Origin of the sequence: Cellvibrio chitinivorans (genome assembly GCF_035117775.1) — a bacterium.
In the GTDB taxonomy this organism is placed as follows: Bacteria; Pseudomonadota; Gammaproteobacteria; order Pseudomonadales; family Cellvibrionaceae; genus Cellvibrio; species Cellvibrio chitinivorans.
Genome location: NZ_JAYKKN010000010.1, coordinates 26,814 through 46,931 on the forward strand (window position 1 = coordinate 26,814; position 20,118 = coordinate 46,931).

1 protein-coding gene (cut by a window edge) is annotated in these 20,118 nt (G+C 48.1%); it reads left to right on the forward strand.

The window, feature by feature from the left end; translation table 11 throughout:
* Positions 1–20,118 carry the 5' portion of an RCC1 domain-containing protein gene (locus SPL68_RS17730; protein WP_323816509.1) on the forward strand. The gene runs 17,967 nt beyond the window's last position, so 20,118 of the gene's 38,085 nt are visible here — the first part of the coding sequence; the start codon lies at positions 1–3; its stop codon lies off the right edge, out of view.

The window sequence follows — 20,118 nt, forward strand, 5'->3', positions numbered from 1 at the left end:
ATGCGAAATATAAGCTTTATGCTTAAAAAAGTGGTGACTCTTGGGGTTTTTCTTTTATCGATTGTCGGTATTGCTTCTGCAGAAGCTCAAATTGACATACGAACATCCGCTCCCTTTGGCAAGATTGCAGGTTCCGATCCTGTAGAAGCGACGTTTACCGCTGCTATCAATACCTGCTCTTCTGTCGCAACAGTAGAAATTGGCTCGTCGACTGGACTGAAATCCTACTCGGTGGCTGATGCGCGTCGCGATTCTTCTCTGCCTGATACCTGCCTTTTCGACTTTTCTCTCAGTGGCACTAGCACGCTCACACCAGTAGTTAAAATTGTGACTATTGAAGGTGAGGTAAAAAACCATAGTGAAAGTTTTAGCTACGATGACCAGGCGCCCTCTGTTGAATTTAAGGCAGTATCTGTAACCCCTCGTGTAGATGGGCAACAATTATTAAACGTTGCATTGGTCGCAACTGATGATACCGATGTGCAATATGTTGGTTTCAATGTTACCGGTTTAAGAGCGTCCGATATTCGCAAAGCAGGCGGTGTAATTGCGGAAGCAAAAAGAAATGCATTTGCTAAAACTGATCGTGTAGTGCGTGTTTATCCTGAACGGAATAATCAGGAAAATTTTACACTTTCACTTCCGATAGCTAGCTCCCTGTCAAATGAAGCTATTGCGCAAGATGTTGTTGTTCTAGTTGATGCATTTGTAGTTGACGCATCGGGCAATCAGGCTGCTGTGTCAAAAATTGCGTTCACTGGTGATAGTATTGAAGAGCAGGCAAAAGCACTAATCCTCTCTAATAATAAAATCATTATTAATGACACCCTGCAGACACCTGTACTCAAACCTGCCGTTGATTTTCAATTTCGCGGTGTTGTCGATTTATCCGGTGCAGGCAATGGTGTTAGTTATGTATCGTCACACCCGGATTTCGTAGGTGTTACGGCGGGCGGCGTTGTTTACGCGTTGAAAGAAACGGCCGGCACACCGGTTGCTATTACAGTGTCCTATGCCGGTGTGACGCCGGTCGTTGTTCCGGTAGAGGTGGATTTCACTAAAAATCTCACCGGCATAGTGTTTAAGGGTATTGGGTCAGGTGATGCATTCCAGCTTGATCAGTTAAATGCGTTTTTTGCGTTACCCGAACTCGAAGGTATTTTTAGTGATGGGACGCGCGCGCAGATATCTTCAAATTGGACGCCAGTTGTTACCATTAATTCACCTTATAATGCTGTGCTGGAAAAAAATCGACTCGGCCAGATCAAGTCAACGGCTGTTATTAGTGCTGCTAGCCCTTCCTACATTAGTGTTTCATTAAAAGAATTGCCGGCTATCAAATCTAACCTCGCGGTGATAGCGCGTGATGCATTACCGATTGTAAGTCTGGATTTACCCAAAACCATACAGCCTGCAGAAGAATTGATTTTAAAAGCAGTTGTTGCTGACGATGTAGGTGTAGCGGAAGTTAAATTCCTGCTGGATGGAGTGCAGATCAGTAGTAAAAGGCGCGCACCCTTTGAATTGGTAATGCCAATATCTGAAGCACAGGAAGGAAAAGTTTTAAATATTAATGCGATTGCGGTAGATACCGCCGGGCAGCAACAAATTTCCCCTGGTTATCAGGTACAAGTTATTCCCAAACAGCGTCTGTCTGTTCCCGCATATGAATTTGAATTACCTACAGATGGCCAGCGCAGTGTTGAACGCTCGCGTGCAACCATGCAAATTGCTACCTCGCTTGGTATGTTCCCCGAGGTCTTGTCGGCAAGCGGTATATCCCACGTTGAATTTTTCTTTGACGGTAACAAGGTTGGTGAAGCCAGCTTTCCCATGCTGGAAATCAGACCAGTTCCTGGCACGGAGGACGGAAAGGAATTATTCGAATTGTGGCGCGTGCAAACGAATTTGCCATCCATATCTACCAAAGAAACCAGTTTGTCTGTTTCTGCACGTATTCATGGATTTAATAAAGGTGTATCGGACGCACCGGCCAAACTGATTCGCGTTATCCAGAATACCTCGCCCACCGCACGCATCGTTCAACCGGTTGCGGGGGCTACATTAACGGTAGGACAGGACACCACCGTTAGCGTTGAGGTTACCGATGATACCTTGCCGCTGGGAACAAGAATCGAGCTTTACAGCAACGATAAATTTGTACAAACCCGGACTATCGAAGAAGAGGCATTTGATTTAAATAGCCTTGTACCCATCGTGCGCACGGTAAGTTTTAAGTATAAACCGCAAGCCAGCCAGTTAGGAGATACCCTGAGATTCCGTGCGAAGGTAATCGATTTCCACCAGGAAGTTGCCTTCTCCGAGTACGCAAAAGTAACGGTAAAAGGTGATCAGGCACCGACTGTGACTTTATCGAATCCGACCGAAGGCGCGTCGTTTGTTGCTGGGCTACCGATTCCGATACGAGCTAACGCGACGGATGACCTCGGCGTTGCGCGCGTTGATTTTTTTGTGAATGACCAATTGGTAGGCTCGGATAAAACCGCGCCTTTTGCGTTTGAGTATGCAACCAATAAAGATATTAAAAAGGAACAACCGTTAAGCATTTATGCGGTAGCGACCGATACTATTGGCTCGCAAACGAGCAGCAATAAAGTGAATGTCACTCTGGGATTTGACGTCGATCCTCCGGTGGTAAACCTAGCTTCCCCTGCGTTCTCCGGTACTCACGCCGGTAAAGATAAGGCGGATCTTATTGAGAACAGCCAGTTTGTTTTCAAAATAACTGGCTACGATAATGTGCGCGCAACTCGCTTTGAAATCCGTGGCATAAAAAAACAAGATAATCAATTCACGCTCACGGGAAATGAGGCGGATCTATTAACGCAGGCAGATCTCCCGCTCCAGGAAATACCTGGCGCGCTTAACGCTTACTCAACGCTCGCGTTGATGATGTCACCGAAAAAACGGAATGATGGTGCTCCGTTTGATCCTTACCTAGTCACAGCAACCGTATTTGATGACGCTGGTAACAGCTCGAAAGTGGAAGCTTATCTGGCGGTTATTGATGACGTTGCGCCTAACGTTACAGGTATTACTTTCAATCAAACCAGCTACTTTGCTAAAGACAAGATTTCTACCACCATTCTGGCGAAGGATGATAAAGCGGTAGTGAAGTTGGATGTTAAATATAAAATCGGCTCTACCGTTCTCGCATCAAAAAGTTTTTCTGGCAATGATTTAAAGCCCATGAGCCATGTCCAGATTCTCGACATTTTAGATCTTGCCACACTGTCTATCGCAAATCAGAAACAAAAATTAATCGTTGAGGTTGTTGCGACTGATATTTCCGATCAAGAACACTTCAAATCGGAAGAGGTTGCAATCCTACAAGATTCGCTGGCCCCAGTTGCTGCGATTTCTAGCCCGGCACCGGGAAGTATTCTTTATGCAGGTGAAAGCATTAATCTCCAGTGGCGAGCTACCGATGAAAGTTTTGTCACCGAAGTTAGTTTAAAAGAAGGTTCCAGAGTCATTGGAACCCGTTCAGGTTTAACCGGAAAAGTAGAGACGGGCTCTTTCAGTTATACCGTTCCTGCGAACACCAATGAAATTACGCTTACTCTAGAAGTAAGCGATATTTATGGGAACAGAGCCAGCAAACCCTGGGTTTACAACACGAGTAGTGATGAGTTCCCTGTAATTAGTATCCGTCATCCGGCAGAGGGTACGCGCTTTGTTGAGGGTGAAAGTGTTGCTATAAACGCATTGGTGACAGATGACCGTGAATTAAGGAAAGTTATTTTTCTAGTCGATGCAGCTGAGCAGATGGTTTACGAAGGTAATGCTTTGCACAATGTTATTGAAAAAGGCGGTTACTTCAGTGCAGTTCTGCGCATTCCAAACAGCACTGCAAAAATTTATGTTAAAGCGATTGATAGTGTTGGTCATGTAACAACCAAAGAATTGGATATTAAAATTCTGGATGACAATATTGCGCCGGATGTTTTAATTAGTGTGCCTGCACAAAAACTGGAACTCTACCCAGGTGAAAGTTTTAATCTGGCGGGTACTGCGTCAGATGATAAATTTGTTAATAACGTCGCTGCGATTGTCATCGATAGCACTGGTAAGGAAACAAAACTCGCTGGCCCATTGGCCGGTGTTGATCGCACGGAAGAAATCCGGGTATCCAACCCGGGCACGTTAGGTTCGATTGTTGCGGCTACTCGTCACTTTAAAGATTACAAAGATCGTGTGACGATTCCAGTCGAGTTCAGTTCCTACGCAGGCCAAACACTTCTACTAAAAGCGCGTGCTGCTGATAATGGTATTAATCATAGTGACTCATTGCCGATAGAGTTGCTTATCAAGCACGATGATGAATTACCCAAGATTCAATTAAAGAGCCCGGCTGCCAATTTGTTTGATAGGCAGTTGGTTAATCTTGATTTAACCATCGCTGATAATGTGAACTTGAGTTCATACAGCGTTTCGGTAATTGACACAGCAAAAAGAACGTTGATTAATCAAACTGGCGTTAACAAAGCGTCGGTAAATGTCAATGAGCGTGACTGGATTAATATTGCGATAGCGCCTTACCATCCATTACCTGAAGGTGGTACAGAATTTACCGTACTCGTTGAAGCTACCGATACCAGCGGCAACAAAGCGACCTTATCGCAAAGAGTTAAAATTAATCCCGATCAAAAACCGACGCTTTCTCTCCTTTCGCGCAGTCCTGATGTGGAGCCAATGGCGGGCGCCTTGGCGTTTTATAAATTACAAGTGAACGATGATTTGGTCGCACCGGAATATCCGGCGTCGGCCAGCCTGTTGATTACCTCGTTGAATAAAATGGTTGATCGCGCTGTAACAGGCGGATTGGAAACGACGGATAATCAACAATCGATCGGGCGTTTTGTATTTAATTATCAGGAGGCAACTGGCTTCATCGGATCGATTAAACTCAATGATAAAAACACCCTGGAATTTAAAGATGGTAAAGCCAGATTTGGCGCTATTCCTGATTCAGAAATTTCCAGCTTGGCGATTACGTTTACCGGTGTGTCTACGTCCTATGATTTGACTTTCCATTCGGTCGATGTGTGCGGTGATCAAGCCAAAACTATTCATGTAAGCAGCACAGACATTGCGGCCAATGGAGGCAAGCTGGAGCTTAATCGTTGGTTGCCGCAGGGTGTAACCAATGTCAGTGTGAGCCCCATTTTCAGTGGAACCAATGTTCCGCAATTCCTGAAAGAAATTGAGCTGGAACTGGCAAGTATTCCCGGTACATTAAAGTATGCCGATGGTGAAACATCCAAATCAGTAAAAGGCACTGCGCGCGCCACAGTATTTCTTGCGGATAAATCGTCTGATACCGAATCAATCGAGTTTGTACAACTCAGTACGCTCAATATGGTTTCGAAGCTACCTGCGGTATTTAGTGAATATATTTCGGTACCCAAAATCCACGCTGGCGATAACTATTCGCTCTACGGCGTGGCGGCAGATCGTTTATCCAGTGCGCGTGGTTTATTGCCTTTGCAGCCATTGTTGACTGGAAAAATTGCTAGTGACGAGGTTGCACCAACGGTGAGTATCCTCAAACCTATTGAGGGTAACCAGATTGCACGCCGTGCACGTATCCCTGTATCAATTGAAGTTTCGGATAATTCCTTGGGGCTTGAGAAAGTTGAATTATTTGATGACAGTGGACTGTACGCCGAACTTGGTGGGGTATTTGCCAAAACCCAATACGATTTTATGTATGACGTTGCCGATACTTATCGTTCAGGCGAGTTGAGCTTGAGAGCTGTTGCAACAGACAGAGCCGGACGTTCTACGATGCAGAATCTAATTCTGCCAGTTATTAATAATGAACTCCCACAATTGGCATTTAAGGAGTTTGCATCGTATAAACATGACGGCCGTTATCAAAAAATTATAAATGATGTAAGCCGTCTTAATTATGGCGAATTCTGGCTAAGAGTAGGTGAAGCATTCAAGGTCACTTCAGCGCTAACGGATGATGTTGGCCTAGCGAGTTATGTTATTAATCGCATTGATCGTACCGGTGTGTCCCATCCGGTTTTCCCAGAGCGCAATTTGTTAACACAATGTCCAGCAGAATTAAAATACAAGTCCGATGAAGTCGATGAAATTATATTTGATCAGAGTGAAACGACAGAATACGAAATTATCGTTAAGGATAATGTAGGCCAGCAAACTCGCCGTACTTTCTTGGTCCATCCTCTGTCAAATGTTGCACCAGAAATACGCATTACTACACCTGCTAACAATGCAAAAATTGTTGCTGGTACTTTCCTGATCAAAGTAGGTATGGTTGCCAGTGATGATCGCCGGTTGGATTGGGAAAAAATCAAACTTTTTGCAAATGGGGTTGAGTTACACGGTAGTAAAGTTAGTAGTGGTAATACTGGTGGCGCTGCGATTATTGATAGTGCCTTTAGTTCAATTTATTCCGCATTTGCCAATAAATATTCAACGGATATCGCCAAAGAATTTGGCCAATCAAATAGTCCTTACGTGCTTAAGCAGGAATTTGCGTTTGCGGTACCGTCCGGATTGTTGCGTGCGGATGAAGAAATTGTGCTTACCGCACAAATTGAAGACGTTGACCATGCGATAGGTCGCCATGAAATACGATTTACAGCTGCGCGCGATGACATCAATCCTGAAGTTGCGGTGGTGCGACCAGCGGTAGGTTATGGCCCAACAGAATTTTCGGATTTTGAATTGGCCGTGCGCGCATACGACAACGTAAAAGTCGCCAAACTGGAAATTTACACCGCTTATGGTGTGAAGGAATCCAATAGCCAATATCACCAGCCAATCTACACCAATCCGATTCGCACTATTCACTCAATACCGGATGTAGATGTGGATCCAATAACCACAAATAACATCGATACTCCAGTGTATTCACAGCTAGTACATGTGGATCGCCTGACCGAAATTCTTGGTCGGTTCCCTGGCCTGATGTTCACTGAAAATTCACGGGCAGATATCTGGATAAAAATCATTGCTTATGATGCATCGGGTAATGCGCGCACACGTGAAGTTAGTTATCCCGTTCGCGCTGATCAGCGTCCAGTTGTGGATTTCATTCAGCCATTAAGCAACAGTAAGCAAGTTGAAAGCACTGCGCTTTACGTTAATGTAAACGCGTACGACGATGTAGGTATTGATTCGCTACGTCTAGTAGCCTATCGCGGTACTGGAACCAGTGAGGCCGAGTTTTACGAAATGTCGCTGAAGCAGGCACCTTATAACTTCAGCGTTAATTTGCCGGCTCTTGATAAAGATAATCTCGAAAATAATAAGGTTCGCTTGTATGTAGAAGCGATTGATTCCTATGGTGCCGCGTATGGCGATCTGGATAATCACATCGCGACGGAAAGTATAAGCATTGAGATTGTCGGTGATGTACCGCCGACGGTGAATATTGCCAAACCGATTAATGGTGCTGATCCTGCAACGGAAGGTGAATACCTGTTAGTGCAGGTGAATGCCGTTGATGATGTCGGTATTGATAATTTGGTGTTGAATGTAGCGAATTTGATTACTGGCGATCGCAGCATGAGCGATGATTCGTACCCGTACGAATTTTTAGTGCAAATTCCTTATGGCCAAGCGGGGAAAAATCTCGAGTTAACGGCGGTGGCTACTGAAAAGCGCTTGAATGGCGCTGCGCGTTCAGTAGAAACTCCGACACCTGTTATTGTTCAAGTCGTGAAGGATACTTCCAAACCCGAATTCACTATTGAGCTGCCGTTAAGTAGTGGAACGACGGTGGCTGAAAGCCGTCTGTTACCCTATAAATTAGCTGATGTAAAAGATAACGTGCGTGTTGCTTCTGTGCGCACGCAACTATTTGTAGACATCAATAACAACGGAACAATTGATAGTACTGATCCTAAAGTTGATGAAGCACTGATGCTCGCTCCACCTTATGCAGGCAATATGCGTGTGGGCAAAATTGCAGATTATTTTTCAACAGGCGAAAGCATTCCTGATTTTCTGTCATTACTCTTTGTGGCAACTGCGCGCGATGGAGCGGGCAATGAAACAGTTTCACCGGTGCGCCCGGTAAACTTGGTGCGTAATTTGCCGCCGACAGTTACTGCTATTCAAATTCTTGATTCCCGTGGATTCGCGTTATCCGATGATTTGAAGGAAATTACCTCCGGACGTGAAATTGTTATAGCTGTAACTGCAGAGGATCATGAGGGTGGTGGCATCGGTAATGTTAACTTGTCCATAGGGCAGGGGCCTGTTGTCAGCAATCTGACTTATAACGTTCATTCCACAGACTCAACCGCGCCGTTTCAGTTCCACATTCAAGTACCAGCAGGGCATGTTGGAGAGTTCATCAGCTTCCGTGCAACTGCAAAGGATGTTGATGGTAATACATCGGAATTGTCGGCACCGCGCACGCTTACCATAGTCGCGGATCAGCCACCGACAGCTAACATCACTAAACCTGCAAATGACAATACTGTGATTATTGATGGCCAAGATCTCGAGATCTTGGTGGAAGCCCTAGACGACATGGGTGCAGAAGGCATAGACCGCGTTTCATTTTTGGTAAATGACAAGTTGGTTTACACCACCTACACCAGTGAAACTGCCGCGAAAGGTACTACTGGGCTAGATCATGTCTATCGCGCTGTCATTACCCCACCGGAGAAGGTCGATGGTTTTGCGATTCAAGCTATTGCATATGACAGGTTGGGGCAACAAGGTAAATCGCAAGTTGTACATGTCGGGCGTATTGATGACACAGTCGTTCCTAAACTCAGTGTGTTGCAGCCTGTTAATAAAGATATCCTCAGCATCGGGGAAACTTTTATAGCGGCGGTATCCATTCGCGATATCGGCGCGGAAGCCGGACGCGAAGTAACGGCAAAGTTTATTCGCGAGGCGCAAACTGTAACCGGTGAATGGGTGACCGTAGAAGAGCTTGGCACTACTGGTCTGGAGAAAGTGGAAAGCGTAGCCACCCTCTACCGTAATGATGACAGTGCTGGCAGACCGGCGTTACTGCCGGTTAGCGATCCCGACAACCATTACTACGTTTACTGGGCACCATTTAACCACAAGGTCATTAATCGCAGTGGCGCGCGCAACGAACGTGTAAAAGCAGAGTTCCGTGTTAAGACCAATGCGGTAACTCCTGATCCTGTAGTGCAGTACTACGAAGTGGGTATGCCGGTCAGCGAGCGCCGCTTCCTGAAGCCTGCGGATAATACAATCAGTAAACTTGCCGCCAAGGAAGTCTATTACGGTTCGGTGGCTCAATTCAAAGATAGCGAGCGCACTGGCGCTATGGTCGGTGCCTGGTCCACTATTGATCCAACCATGGTCGAGCAAGGCTTGGGGCTGGATTATCCCATTAATGCCGCAGGTAGCTGCCCCGTGTGCTCTGGAATCTTCCTCGCTGATTTTGGCTCCGAGACATCCGAAAATGGCGATGTATTCGTGTATTCACCGCTGGTGAATCGCTCTAGTGAAATTTTTGCTGGCACCATCGGTGAATTGCATGCGGATGCCAATATTGTCTTGGCAGCAAAACAAGGTGTACCCGCATCATTTGGTGATGATGCTTCGTCGCGCTTTATCAGCGAGCTGAAAGGTCAGTTGAATGAACACGGCAAGGTCTACCCAGAAAATACGAATGGGGAATTACTGATTTTTAACATCAGTAATGGTGATGAACAATTCGGTTTGCCTTATCGACTTATAGGGCGAATTGATATGCCCTACATTCAGGTGTACGGCGTTGACCGCAAGGATAACCTTGCTTTCGTTGCTAACGGCAATGGCGGTGTACAGGTTATCGATATTTCCAAATTTAATGCGCCATACCATATTGGTTACATTAAGCCCAATGGCTATGCGCGGGATGTGAAGGTACAGGGTCGCTTTGCGTTTATAGCCGCATCTGAAGAGGGCGTGGTAATTGCGGATATCCTTGATCCGACTATGCCGATCATTGCGCAAATAGACACGCTGGGAATCGCCAACCGTTTGCAAATTGTTGGCAGTAAGCTCTATGTCACCGATATGTCTGGCGAAGGTCAGGTTTCCCAGCTCAATGAAATTGATATCAGTGATGCTTACAACCCGAAATTGGTGCGCATCGTTGAATTGAAACCGGCACGTGAAGATCTGGTTTCCAAGGGTGTATTTGATGTGCGGGTTGCGGGCAACCTCGCCTACGCTAGCGTACTGTATGCTGATCAGGAAGACCGCCCAGCACAGGCAGTTGTTGAAATCATTGATTTGCAAAAAGTGGATGATGCGAGCCTGGATGCAACGATTCCGGTGATGATTAATCGCAACGCCACTACTGATAATTACGCGGTGCGTGAATTGTTGTTTGTGCGTGGCGCAATGCAGGTTGCCGCAGGTAAGAAAGGTATTAACCGCATTGAATTGACCGAGCTGGTTGTTGCTGGCCATGCGCCGGTAGCGGCTGAAAAGCACGTGAAGACCGATTTGCCGGAAATCACGATTGAACTGTCTGCTGCTTTGGCGGCGGATACTAACGTTGGATCGTTTATCAGCGTCTATCGCGGTGGTGTTGTGCCTCAGGCAGATGGTAACTATGCAGTGGGTGAGGATGTTACCGACAACTTCATTATCGATTTTGCCGAGCGTGATGGCTCGCCTTTACATCGTAATCTGAGCCTGAAACCGTCGGCGGCATTAACCGCTGGGACCGAGTATGTAGTGGTAGTCAAAGCAGGACTCAAACCCTTAACCGGTTATACACTTGCGCAAGACTATCTCTTCTCGTTCTTTACCTCTGCGGCTGGCGATGCCGCTGCGCCGGATATCACCTACATCACTCCGGATATTGGCGGTATTGATGGTGGAACCAGTGTCGTCATTCGCGGCAAGCACTTTGGTACGGCGCCGCAAGTACATATCGGTGGCCAAAGTATCCCAGTCGATGAAATTTTGTCGGTCGATGACAAGGGTAATGAAGGAGTTCGTATTACCACCATACCTAACTATGCAGGTCCAGCAGCAGTTGAATTGACCAATGACGTTGGTTTGCAGGACGTGGTGATCGGTGGTTTCACCTACGTAGATTTGCTGCAAATTTCCTTCGTAAGTCCGGCAATTGTACGTGTGAACCAGACCGGTGAAACAGATGTGGTGGATATCGTCGGTTACGGTTTCCATGATGACTTGACCTTGACTGCTTATCCAAGCGGAGTGCCGGAACGAGCCAAACGCATCACTGTTGATAACGACAAGTTGCGCCTGTATTCCTCCGAGCGTATGAGCTGGAGGGTGAGTGGGTTTGATAGCAGCTATCGCGGCTTTGTCGATATTGAGTTGAGTGATACCTCTGGTCGTCGATTTGTTGCACCGAATGCTTTGTTCATGGGCAAACTGGATGTCACCAAGACCTTGGAAAACAGGGTCACACTCGATACCTCTGTAGATACCCATAAGCTCCCTCCCGGCCGCGTTATCGGCCTGGCATCTGACCCTGACCTGAATTTGATATATGTACTGGGTGCGCCAGTTAGAACAGAGGGTTCACCTCTGCCATCACAAATTACCGACCCAGAAGGCTGGCGCCAATTGCGCACGGGCTGGATTAGCCTAGTGAACTACGATCGCAGTAAAGTCCAGGATGCAGCACCTATGCATGGACTCGGCTATTTCGATTTACCGAATGATCTGGACTCTACCGCTATAGCCCTTGGCGATAGCCATGTTTATGTGGCGGCGGAAGGCTATGACTTTCCGTTCATCAACACGACCTACGAAAACCAACGCTGGATTCTGGTTTATGACCGTGAAACCCGCCGTCTGAGCGAAGTCGATGAAGACAACCAGGCCAAAGACCGCGATGTCCTTTACAGCGTGCCTTTGCCTATCAGTCGTTCGCCCCGTTCGTTGATCGTAAAAGACGGCTTATTGATTGCAAATGCTGGCGATGAAGGTGTAGTGGTGCTGACCATTGCTGATCCGCTCAAACCGGCGGTCGTCAAGGTGATCAATTCTGCATTGTTTGAAGGTGCTCGCACTGCGCTGAATGTCATTGATATGGCGGTCATTGAAAACCGCCTCCATGTGACAACTAGCAATAAAAACTACGTATTTGATTTGAGCTTGCCAAGTGTTCCCCAACTGGGTGCCCAAGCTATCAATACCAATTTGTTCAAAAAGTACCAAGCAACATTTGGATTGCATACAGCCACTGCAAAACTTAATAGTTTGGCATTCGGCGTGAGTGGTTTGGAATTGCTAGATGTTGGTAACCCCAACAACATAAAACCGATTGGCCGCTATGTGGATAACGGTTTCCCATTAAAGGGTAATTTGTCGGCCATTGAAGCTCGCGGAACTATGGTTGCGCAGGTTCGTGCTGCGGGATGTGGCGATCAGGTTTTGAACTACAACCTGCATTTACTGGATACCGGTCGCCCGGATCTTGTTGAGGTACTCGACGCGGTGCGTTTGAGTGACTGCGGTAGATTCGAAATTCCTCAAGGGTATATTGTACCTGCGCCGAACCAACAACCGATTTCCTCAATGTTTACGGATGATGGCTTGGTTGTCACGGCATTGCCCAACAAGAGTCATAGTTTGCTGACTATTGTGGATACTCTGATACCGGAATTTGTATCCAGTAATCCTGCCGCAGGCAGTGTAGGCGTTGCGCGTAATCAGATAATTAAACTGCACTTCACACATGCGTTGCAGGCATCGCAGCTGGATAAACAATACCTGTCGCTGATTCGCGACAACGATACAGCGGCCGGTGTGGAAGTTGCGGTTACTGCAGTGCTTGATCCGGCCGATCCAAAAACAATCTTGTTGAGTCCATCAGCAAACTTGGATGCAAATGCTAAATATCGTATTGAAATGAAAACGGCTTTGGGTAGCCGTCGCACCACGGGATTAGTAGATCATCAAATTAATTTCACAACGGCTTCCGGTACTGCAGCTGCACTAGCTATCAAAGGTGTGGCACCAAGCTTTGTCAAAGTGAGTGGCGGCAACCTTGAAGTTGATGTTGAAAACTCGTCGAATCCGAGTTTCCTGATTTCCGGTGAAGCGACCACCATCGAGAGTGCCAGCCCTCAGGAAAATAACGTTATCCGTTACACCCTAAATGTACCTGCTTACTCACCCGGTGCAGCCAGTATTACAGTAATTGAAAGCGATGGCAGACGAGTATCGCGCTTGGGTGCTGTGCAATATGTTGAACCATTATTGCTCGACGGAATTACTCCCAATATCGGTAGTGCTAATGGCGGAACCCGCGTCACTCTGACAGGTAAAGGTTTCCAGACTGGCTCCGCCCATACCCGTGTGTATGTGGGTGAAACCTTAGTTACCGTAGAAAACACCAAAGTTATTAGTCCAGAAAAATTGGAATTTGTAACGCCCCCCGGCAAGTTGGGCCCGGCAGATGTCCGTGTGGAGCTGGCGAATGGCCAGATGCAAACATTGACAGCAGCATTTGATTACCAACAACCGGTTAAAACTAATATCGAGCACAACAGTGGCATTTATCATGATATTGCGATAGATCCATCGGGCACTTATTTGTTCGCTGCCGCTGGTGAAAGCGGCGTGATTATTTATCACATTGACTCTTCTAAATTTATTGCCGATGCCAAGTGCCCAACCAACCCCGATAACTTGTTGCGCTTGGTGGATTGTAATGGTGATGGCAAAGACGACCGCATTGTTTCCCGGGTTGAATTGCCTGATGGCTACCATGCGCTGGGCGTGGACGCTTTCTTTGAAAACAATCAGGACCGTCTGTTTATTTCCGCAGCGAAGATCAGCGGCTCAACGGCGACGGAGGCCAAGCTTTTTATCGTTGCTTTGGATACCGAAGCCGGCGATTCGAGTTGGCCAATAACCATTGTGAAAGAATTGCTATTAGACGCCAGCTTTGCGCGCGGCATTGTCGTTGATAACGACCAAGTGCTGTTGGCTGCTGCCGAGAAGGGCTTAGCTATTGTCGATGCCTATTTGCATACCAAGGCTTACGTGGGCGAATCCCTGCAATTACCGCAAGCGCGTCAAGCGCTGGATGTGGCGCGCGTTGCCCGGGCACAGGGTGCTAACGCTGCTTACGCCGTGGTGGGTGGGAACTACAACTTCTCAACTCTGATGCTTTCCGATGAGGAGCGCACCGGCGCCGGCGGCTTCCAATTGATCGAACGTACAGAGCAGGGTGGCCTGCAGTTGCGTGGTGGACTGGATATTCCAGCTTCTAACTTGGCCGTGAATGGCAATACTGCCTTCCTCGCAGCGGGTAAATCCGGTCTGGTAATCGTCGATATCTCAAATCTGGACAACCCGCGCGTATTGTCGCGTGTTAACAACCTGGGTTATGTCTACGATCTGGCCTTTAACGGCAATCTGGTTTATGTAGCGCTGGGTGATGCGGGCATAGTTACATTTGATGTCACCAATCCGGCAAAACCTATGCGGATGGGTGGTTTTGAAAATTACGGTGGCGCAAGCGTGACAGCAATCGCCGCCACTGCTTACTCTGCTATCGGCGCCGGTCGTAATAATCGCGGCGCCAGCTTTATTCAGGAAACACCGGATATCGCTCTGAAACTGCAAAGTGTTGACCCAGAAAATCGTATTCTGGATCGTGATCTACTTAATGGAAAGCTAACGGTTACCCTGCGCTTTAACAAAGACATACGTAGCGGATCGCGCTTGCCTCGCAATGAAGATTCTTTCTACGTTGTAGATAAGCTGGGTAAGGTATTACCAAGATCAGTAGAAATTGAAAACAACAACGCGAAAATTACTCTAAATGAACCTGTGACCCTAGCGGTGGGTGAAGAATTCACTGTAGTTGTTGAAGCCGGTCTGCGCAGCCAGAAGGAGCTTGCACAAGCGGCAGAAGGATTGACGTTGTTCAAACTTGCCAGCGAACAACAGGTTCATTTTGTTTACCGCGGTGCGCGCCCGGAAGCGCCTCGCATCCAATCAGTAGTACCGCGCCGCGTGCCTGCGGGTAAAACTTATCCAATTACTGTTGCCATGATTGGGGTTCCGGTAAATAAGGAACAAATCAATCTCTATGCCGGATCCTACAAGTTACAGGTTGAATCCTTGCAGCGCAGTCAGGATGACAGCCGTGTGGTAATCATCAAAGCGCAAGTACCGGAAATTGCAGCACCGGGCTCCTATGACCTCACCGCTAGCGTTGAGGTGAACGGCGTGCGTGAAATTGCTACGCGCTTCGGTGGCATTCAGGTTGATGCTCCAATCAAATTCACTGCGATTGAGCCTCAGTGGGGCCCCATGGTTGGCGGTACCAAAGTAACGCTTTACGGCGAAGGATTTGAACCGGGCAATACGGTGGCTGAAGGTTTGTCGATTGTGGTTGGGTCATCTCCGGCGCTGAGCGTTGAAGTGCTTTCCAGTAACAAAATTACCTTTATCACGCCGCGTGGCTCACCCGGTTTGGTGAACATCCACGGAAAGGATAGTTACGGCAATACTACCAACTTAATGGGTGCCAAAGGCTTTGGTTACGGTATTCGCCACCTCGCCAGCACGCGCGCGGCAAGGTCGAATTTACTTGATGTTTATGTTGATAAGGAAACCGGTGTTGCATTTACGGCAGCAGGCTATTTCCATAACAATTTCTCCGCTGCGGATACGTTCACTGAAGCCAATCAGGCTAGCAACACCATCATTCCGGAAACATGGCGCGCATTAAGCTTTGCCGTACAACAAGCGAACAATCCGTTGCTGGTCGGTGGCGTAGGCTCATTGCCAAGTGGCGAAAAGGGTGCGGCAGAAATCAAGCGTTTCCTAGAGCACGGCCGCTTAAATAGCAAGTCGCAGGGCAGCATTTTGGGCAACACAGCGCCTACTATCACCGAGCAGGAAAAAGTGGAATTGGCTCGCCTGCAAGACACTTATATGCCGCTATCAGTGGACTCGTTACGTCTGAAGGCAGTGACCGAGTGGGATGAAAATAGCTGGCGTAAACGACTGTACGTGTCTAACGGTCATGGGGGAGTATCGCGCCTCAACCTTGAAGAACAGAACGGCATGCAGTTGCTGAGCGAGGCTCTGATTGATGAGGGGATGATTCAGGATATCGAGAAACAAGGCTATGCATTATTTGCTAGCAGTTTCGATAGTGTTGACGCGAAAAATGTACCCAATGAACCTTGCCAATATGTTGCTGGAAATGGCGTAGGTTTGAGTCTGCGTGGTGCTAACCTGATGGTTCCGCAAGATCCGGTCAATATGGGAAGCCTGGCAGTACCGGGTGGTGGTACTGCTCTTTCGTACAATGCCGGCTGGCTCTACTCAAGTAACAGCGCGCGTGGTGTTCAGTGGAGTACATGTCCGTTCATTATTGATACCAATGTTGCCGCTCTTACCGATCGCGCTTCTGACTCAATTACACTGACCAATATTTATGATCTCGCCCAAACCCGTGAATACGCCTTTGATGGGGCCGTTTACGATATGGCGGTTTATGGTAAATACCTCATCGTCGCCTTAGGTAGCAAAGGTGTCGAGATTTTGGATTCTACCCAGCCGGATGTGAAAACCCGCTTTGAAGTAACCAACAAACTGCAAGACGGCGGTGGCCGCGCGGTTAGATTGCTGGTACTCGGAAGTACGTTGTTAGTGGCGGCGGAAAATGGTTTGGTGGCCTTGGATATCTCCGAACCCTTGGCTCCGCAAGTGGTATCAGCTGGTAATAGCGAAATCATCTTCGGAGTGGATTATTTCTCTGATCGACTTATCGCGGTTGGCGGCACCACCGGTCTGCGTAGCTTGCAATTGCCAGCGGCGCTGGTGGTTGAGAGTTCGGTGAAAGAAGGGGGCTTCCTATCGATTGATCAGGATTATCGTATCCGCTTTAACGAGCCGGTGACCTTGGGGTCCCTGCAAGCTGAGGGTGCTGTGAAAGTGAAGCGCCTTGATAGCGGTGCTGTTGTACCAGCAGTAGTAGCAGCGATAGCGCCGGAAAATGATTCATCTAAAGAGTTCGCTATTAACTTTGAGCGTGAATCGGGTGTTGGTTACGAAGTAGTAGTAGATCAGGCACGTAACCTACGCGGCAGCGGCCAATGGGCGAGATTTACCGGCCGGTTCGAGCAAGCAAATGAGGCGGCGATCCAGCCGGTAATCCAGCGTATTACTAACGGTAGCTATCACCGCTTCAAGCAGGCACCGATTACGATCCATGGAAATAGCTTCCGCAATTCACCTGATTTGAAAGTGTATGTTGACCAATATTCAGTGCCTTTTGATTGGGTTGACGAAAACACGCTGCAGATCCCAGCGCAAGCATTGGCTCTAGTTCCGCTAGAGGTTGGTCAGCATCACTTGCGTGTGCTGGATAACGAGCTGACTGCTGAATTCCCCGGAGCGATTGTGACCGGTGACGATATTGATTTGACCCGCTTTAGCATCAGCCCAGAGACGGCTGATCTAAAGGGGGGGCACAAAGTGACGATAAGTGCTTCCACTGGTGTGATTTTGCCGGGCACAAAAGTGATTATGCGCCCTGTGGATGGCGGCCAGCCAATTCACAGCTTGGAATCGGTCATCGACTTGAAAGACGATGTTGAAACGCTGAACACTTTCAGCTATCGCCTTCCGACGGCTATTGAGCCAAAACTGTACCGTGTCTATCTAGTCATGAATGGCCAGGAATTCCTGGTGGGTAATGTTTCCTATACATTGCAGGCTGGTCGTTCTGTTGGTTTGCCAAACTATCCACCGCATGTGATCGGTGGTTCCAAAGCGGTCAACGACTACCTGTATGTGGGTGTCAGATCCGGCGCTGAGCCGACTGATAAGAATCGTTTCCTAATCCCGAGCGGGTTGGAAATATTTGATGTCAGTATCTGGGAAAACCCGATTCGTCTCAGCCAAGTGCGCACTGATGCGCCGGTGCTAGGTGTAGAGGTTGTAGGTAATTCTGCCTTCCTAGCCGCCAGTCAGAAAGGCTTGATGCTGGTGGATGTCACTAATCCGAAGACCCCATTGGTGCTGTCCGAAATGCCAGTTCCGGGTCATATAGCGACTGATGTGGCCTATGACTCGCTGAAAAATATCCTTGCGATGTCAGTTGCCGATGACCTAGGCACAGGATTTATCCGCTTCTTCGATCTGGGGGATGATGAACTGGGCCCACCGCTCGGTTATCCGCCGCTAGTATTCAATACCGACGCTCTCAGAGGCCAGCCATTGGATGTGCAGTGGTTGAATGGTGAGCTGTATGTGCTGTTGAAGCGTGACTACGATTTGTATCTGGCAGTGTTCGATAATCTGCCGAATACCAGCAGCTATCAAATCCAGAAACTGGATCGCGCTAAAGTGAATAACTTCAATGCGTCTATGCTGGTGCAATACGGCCAAATTACCATTACCAGCCAGAATGAGCGGATTGTTTATCGGGCTGATCCGGTAACCGGTTACAAAGCTTCCTATTGGGAGAGCATTTCGCTTCCCGGCGCGGAGCTAATCGCAAATCAGGGTGGATTGTTTGTTGCTTCCTCTACGGGATTGATAGATAGCCGCAGTCCTGGGTTAACTATTACTGGCCTGTCCCCGGTAAATGGCAGTCGCCTGAGTGCCAACGAGACCATCAGCATACAGTTGAATAATTTGATTAACACCAGTGAGGCTGTACTGCGGAGCGCTATTAGCGTGAGCGATGGTAATGGGGTATTACTAGCGGCGAACCAATACACCCTTAAGGGGATTAATACTCTCGTTGGTGGTTACGTTGAAGTTGCGATTACCGGAACGCCGATTGCCGGCAACAAGGTCTCGCTCAACATCAACAGTGAACTGCGTACTTTGGACGATGCGCGCTTGGTTGTACCAGTTAGCGCAAGCTATGAACTAGGTTCAGGCACACGTCCGCTCATCAACAGCGTGGTCAGGAAAACGGGTGAAACCCTGGCTGCCCATTATTTCCATGCGGACGGCAGCGAGCAGGCCCTGATCCAGGGTAGCGACTTCGGTACCAACGCTGCAGACCTGCGCGTTTATATCGGCGAAACCTTGTTGCCGAACAGCGCAATCAAGAGTGTGGCCGACAACCAGATACTGGTTGATGTGCCCAACCTGTTCCTCAATGCCAATACCACGTCCCTGTCGGTACGCGTGCTTAAAGGCAACCTCGCCTATACCCGTCACGGCGCTGTAGTGGTGTTGCCACGGGTGGTTATCGAAGACGTCAATCCGTTACGCGGACCGCCTGAAGGCGGCAATGTGGTCGATATTTACGGACGCGGATTCAACTACGGAACCCGCATCAGTATTGGTGAAAAACTTGCGGGTGACTTGCGCGTAATTAGCGGGAACCACATCCAAGTTAGAGCACCAGCCAATAGTTTTGGCTTTGCCAAAATCAAGGCGGAAAATCTGCAATTCCCTGGTGAACAATCTATATCAGCAGTGGATTATTTTTATGCAGAGAAGGAGACTGCTTCTGTAGACTTGGTCTCTGACAAGCCCAGTCCGATAGCAGCCGTATTGCTCCACAACGATGTACTTTACACCGTTACCGGTGGCGAATACGAAGTAATAAATCGTGAAGGCCGTGTGGCTAAACGTCTACGTTCCAATGTTGCCCGCTTGGTGGCGGCAGACGTTTCTGATCCAGTGCATCCAGTGATCCTCAACAAAGAGTTCGCCGGCGTTAACAATCCGTATCACTTCGATGTGACCGGCGGCTTGGGTACCACCGGCTTTGTTGCTCTGGGAGCCTCAGGTAACAATCTGTTTGCGGCGGGTGGCGATCATTTGTACCACTTCGATGTGACCCTGCCGGCAGATCCGTTGTTGATCAACCAAATCACGCTGACTGGTACCGTGCGCGACCTGGTGGTTAAAGATAATCTGTTGTACCTGTCGACTACCGAAGGCGTAACGATTTATCAAATTACCGCCGCACGTACGCTGGAAAAACTCACCACCGTTGATCGTGTGAAACTGAAAGGAGTGCCTTACTCGATTGAAGTTGTGGGGGATAGCTTGTGGGTGTCCCTGACCGATTTGCGCCGTGTGGTTCAAGTCGAGTTGATGAGTGGCAATTACAACCTATTGCGTGATATCAATGTGCGTGATCCAGGCGGC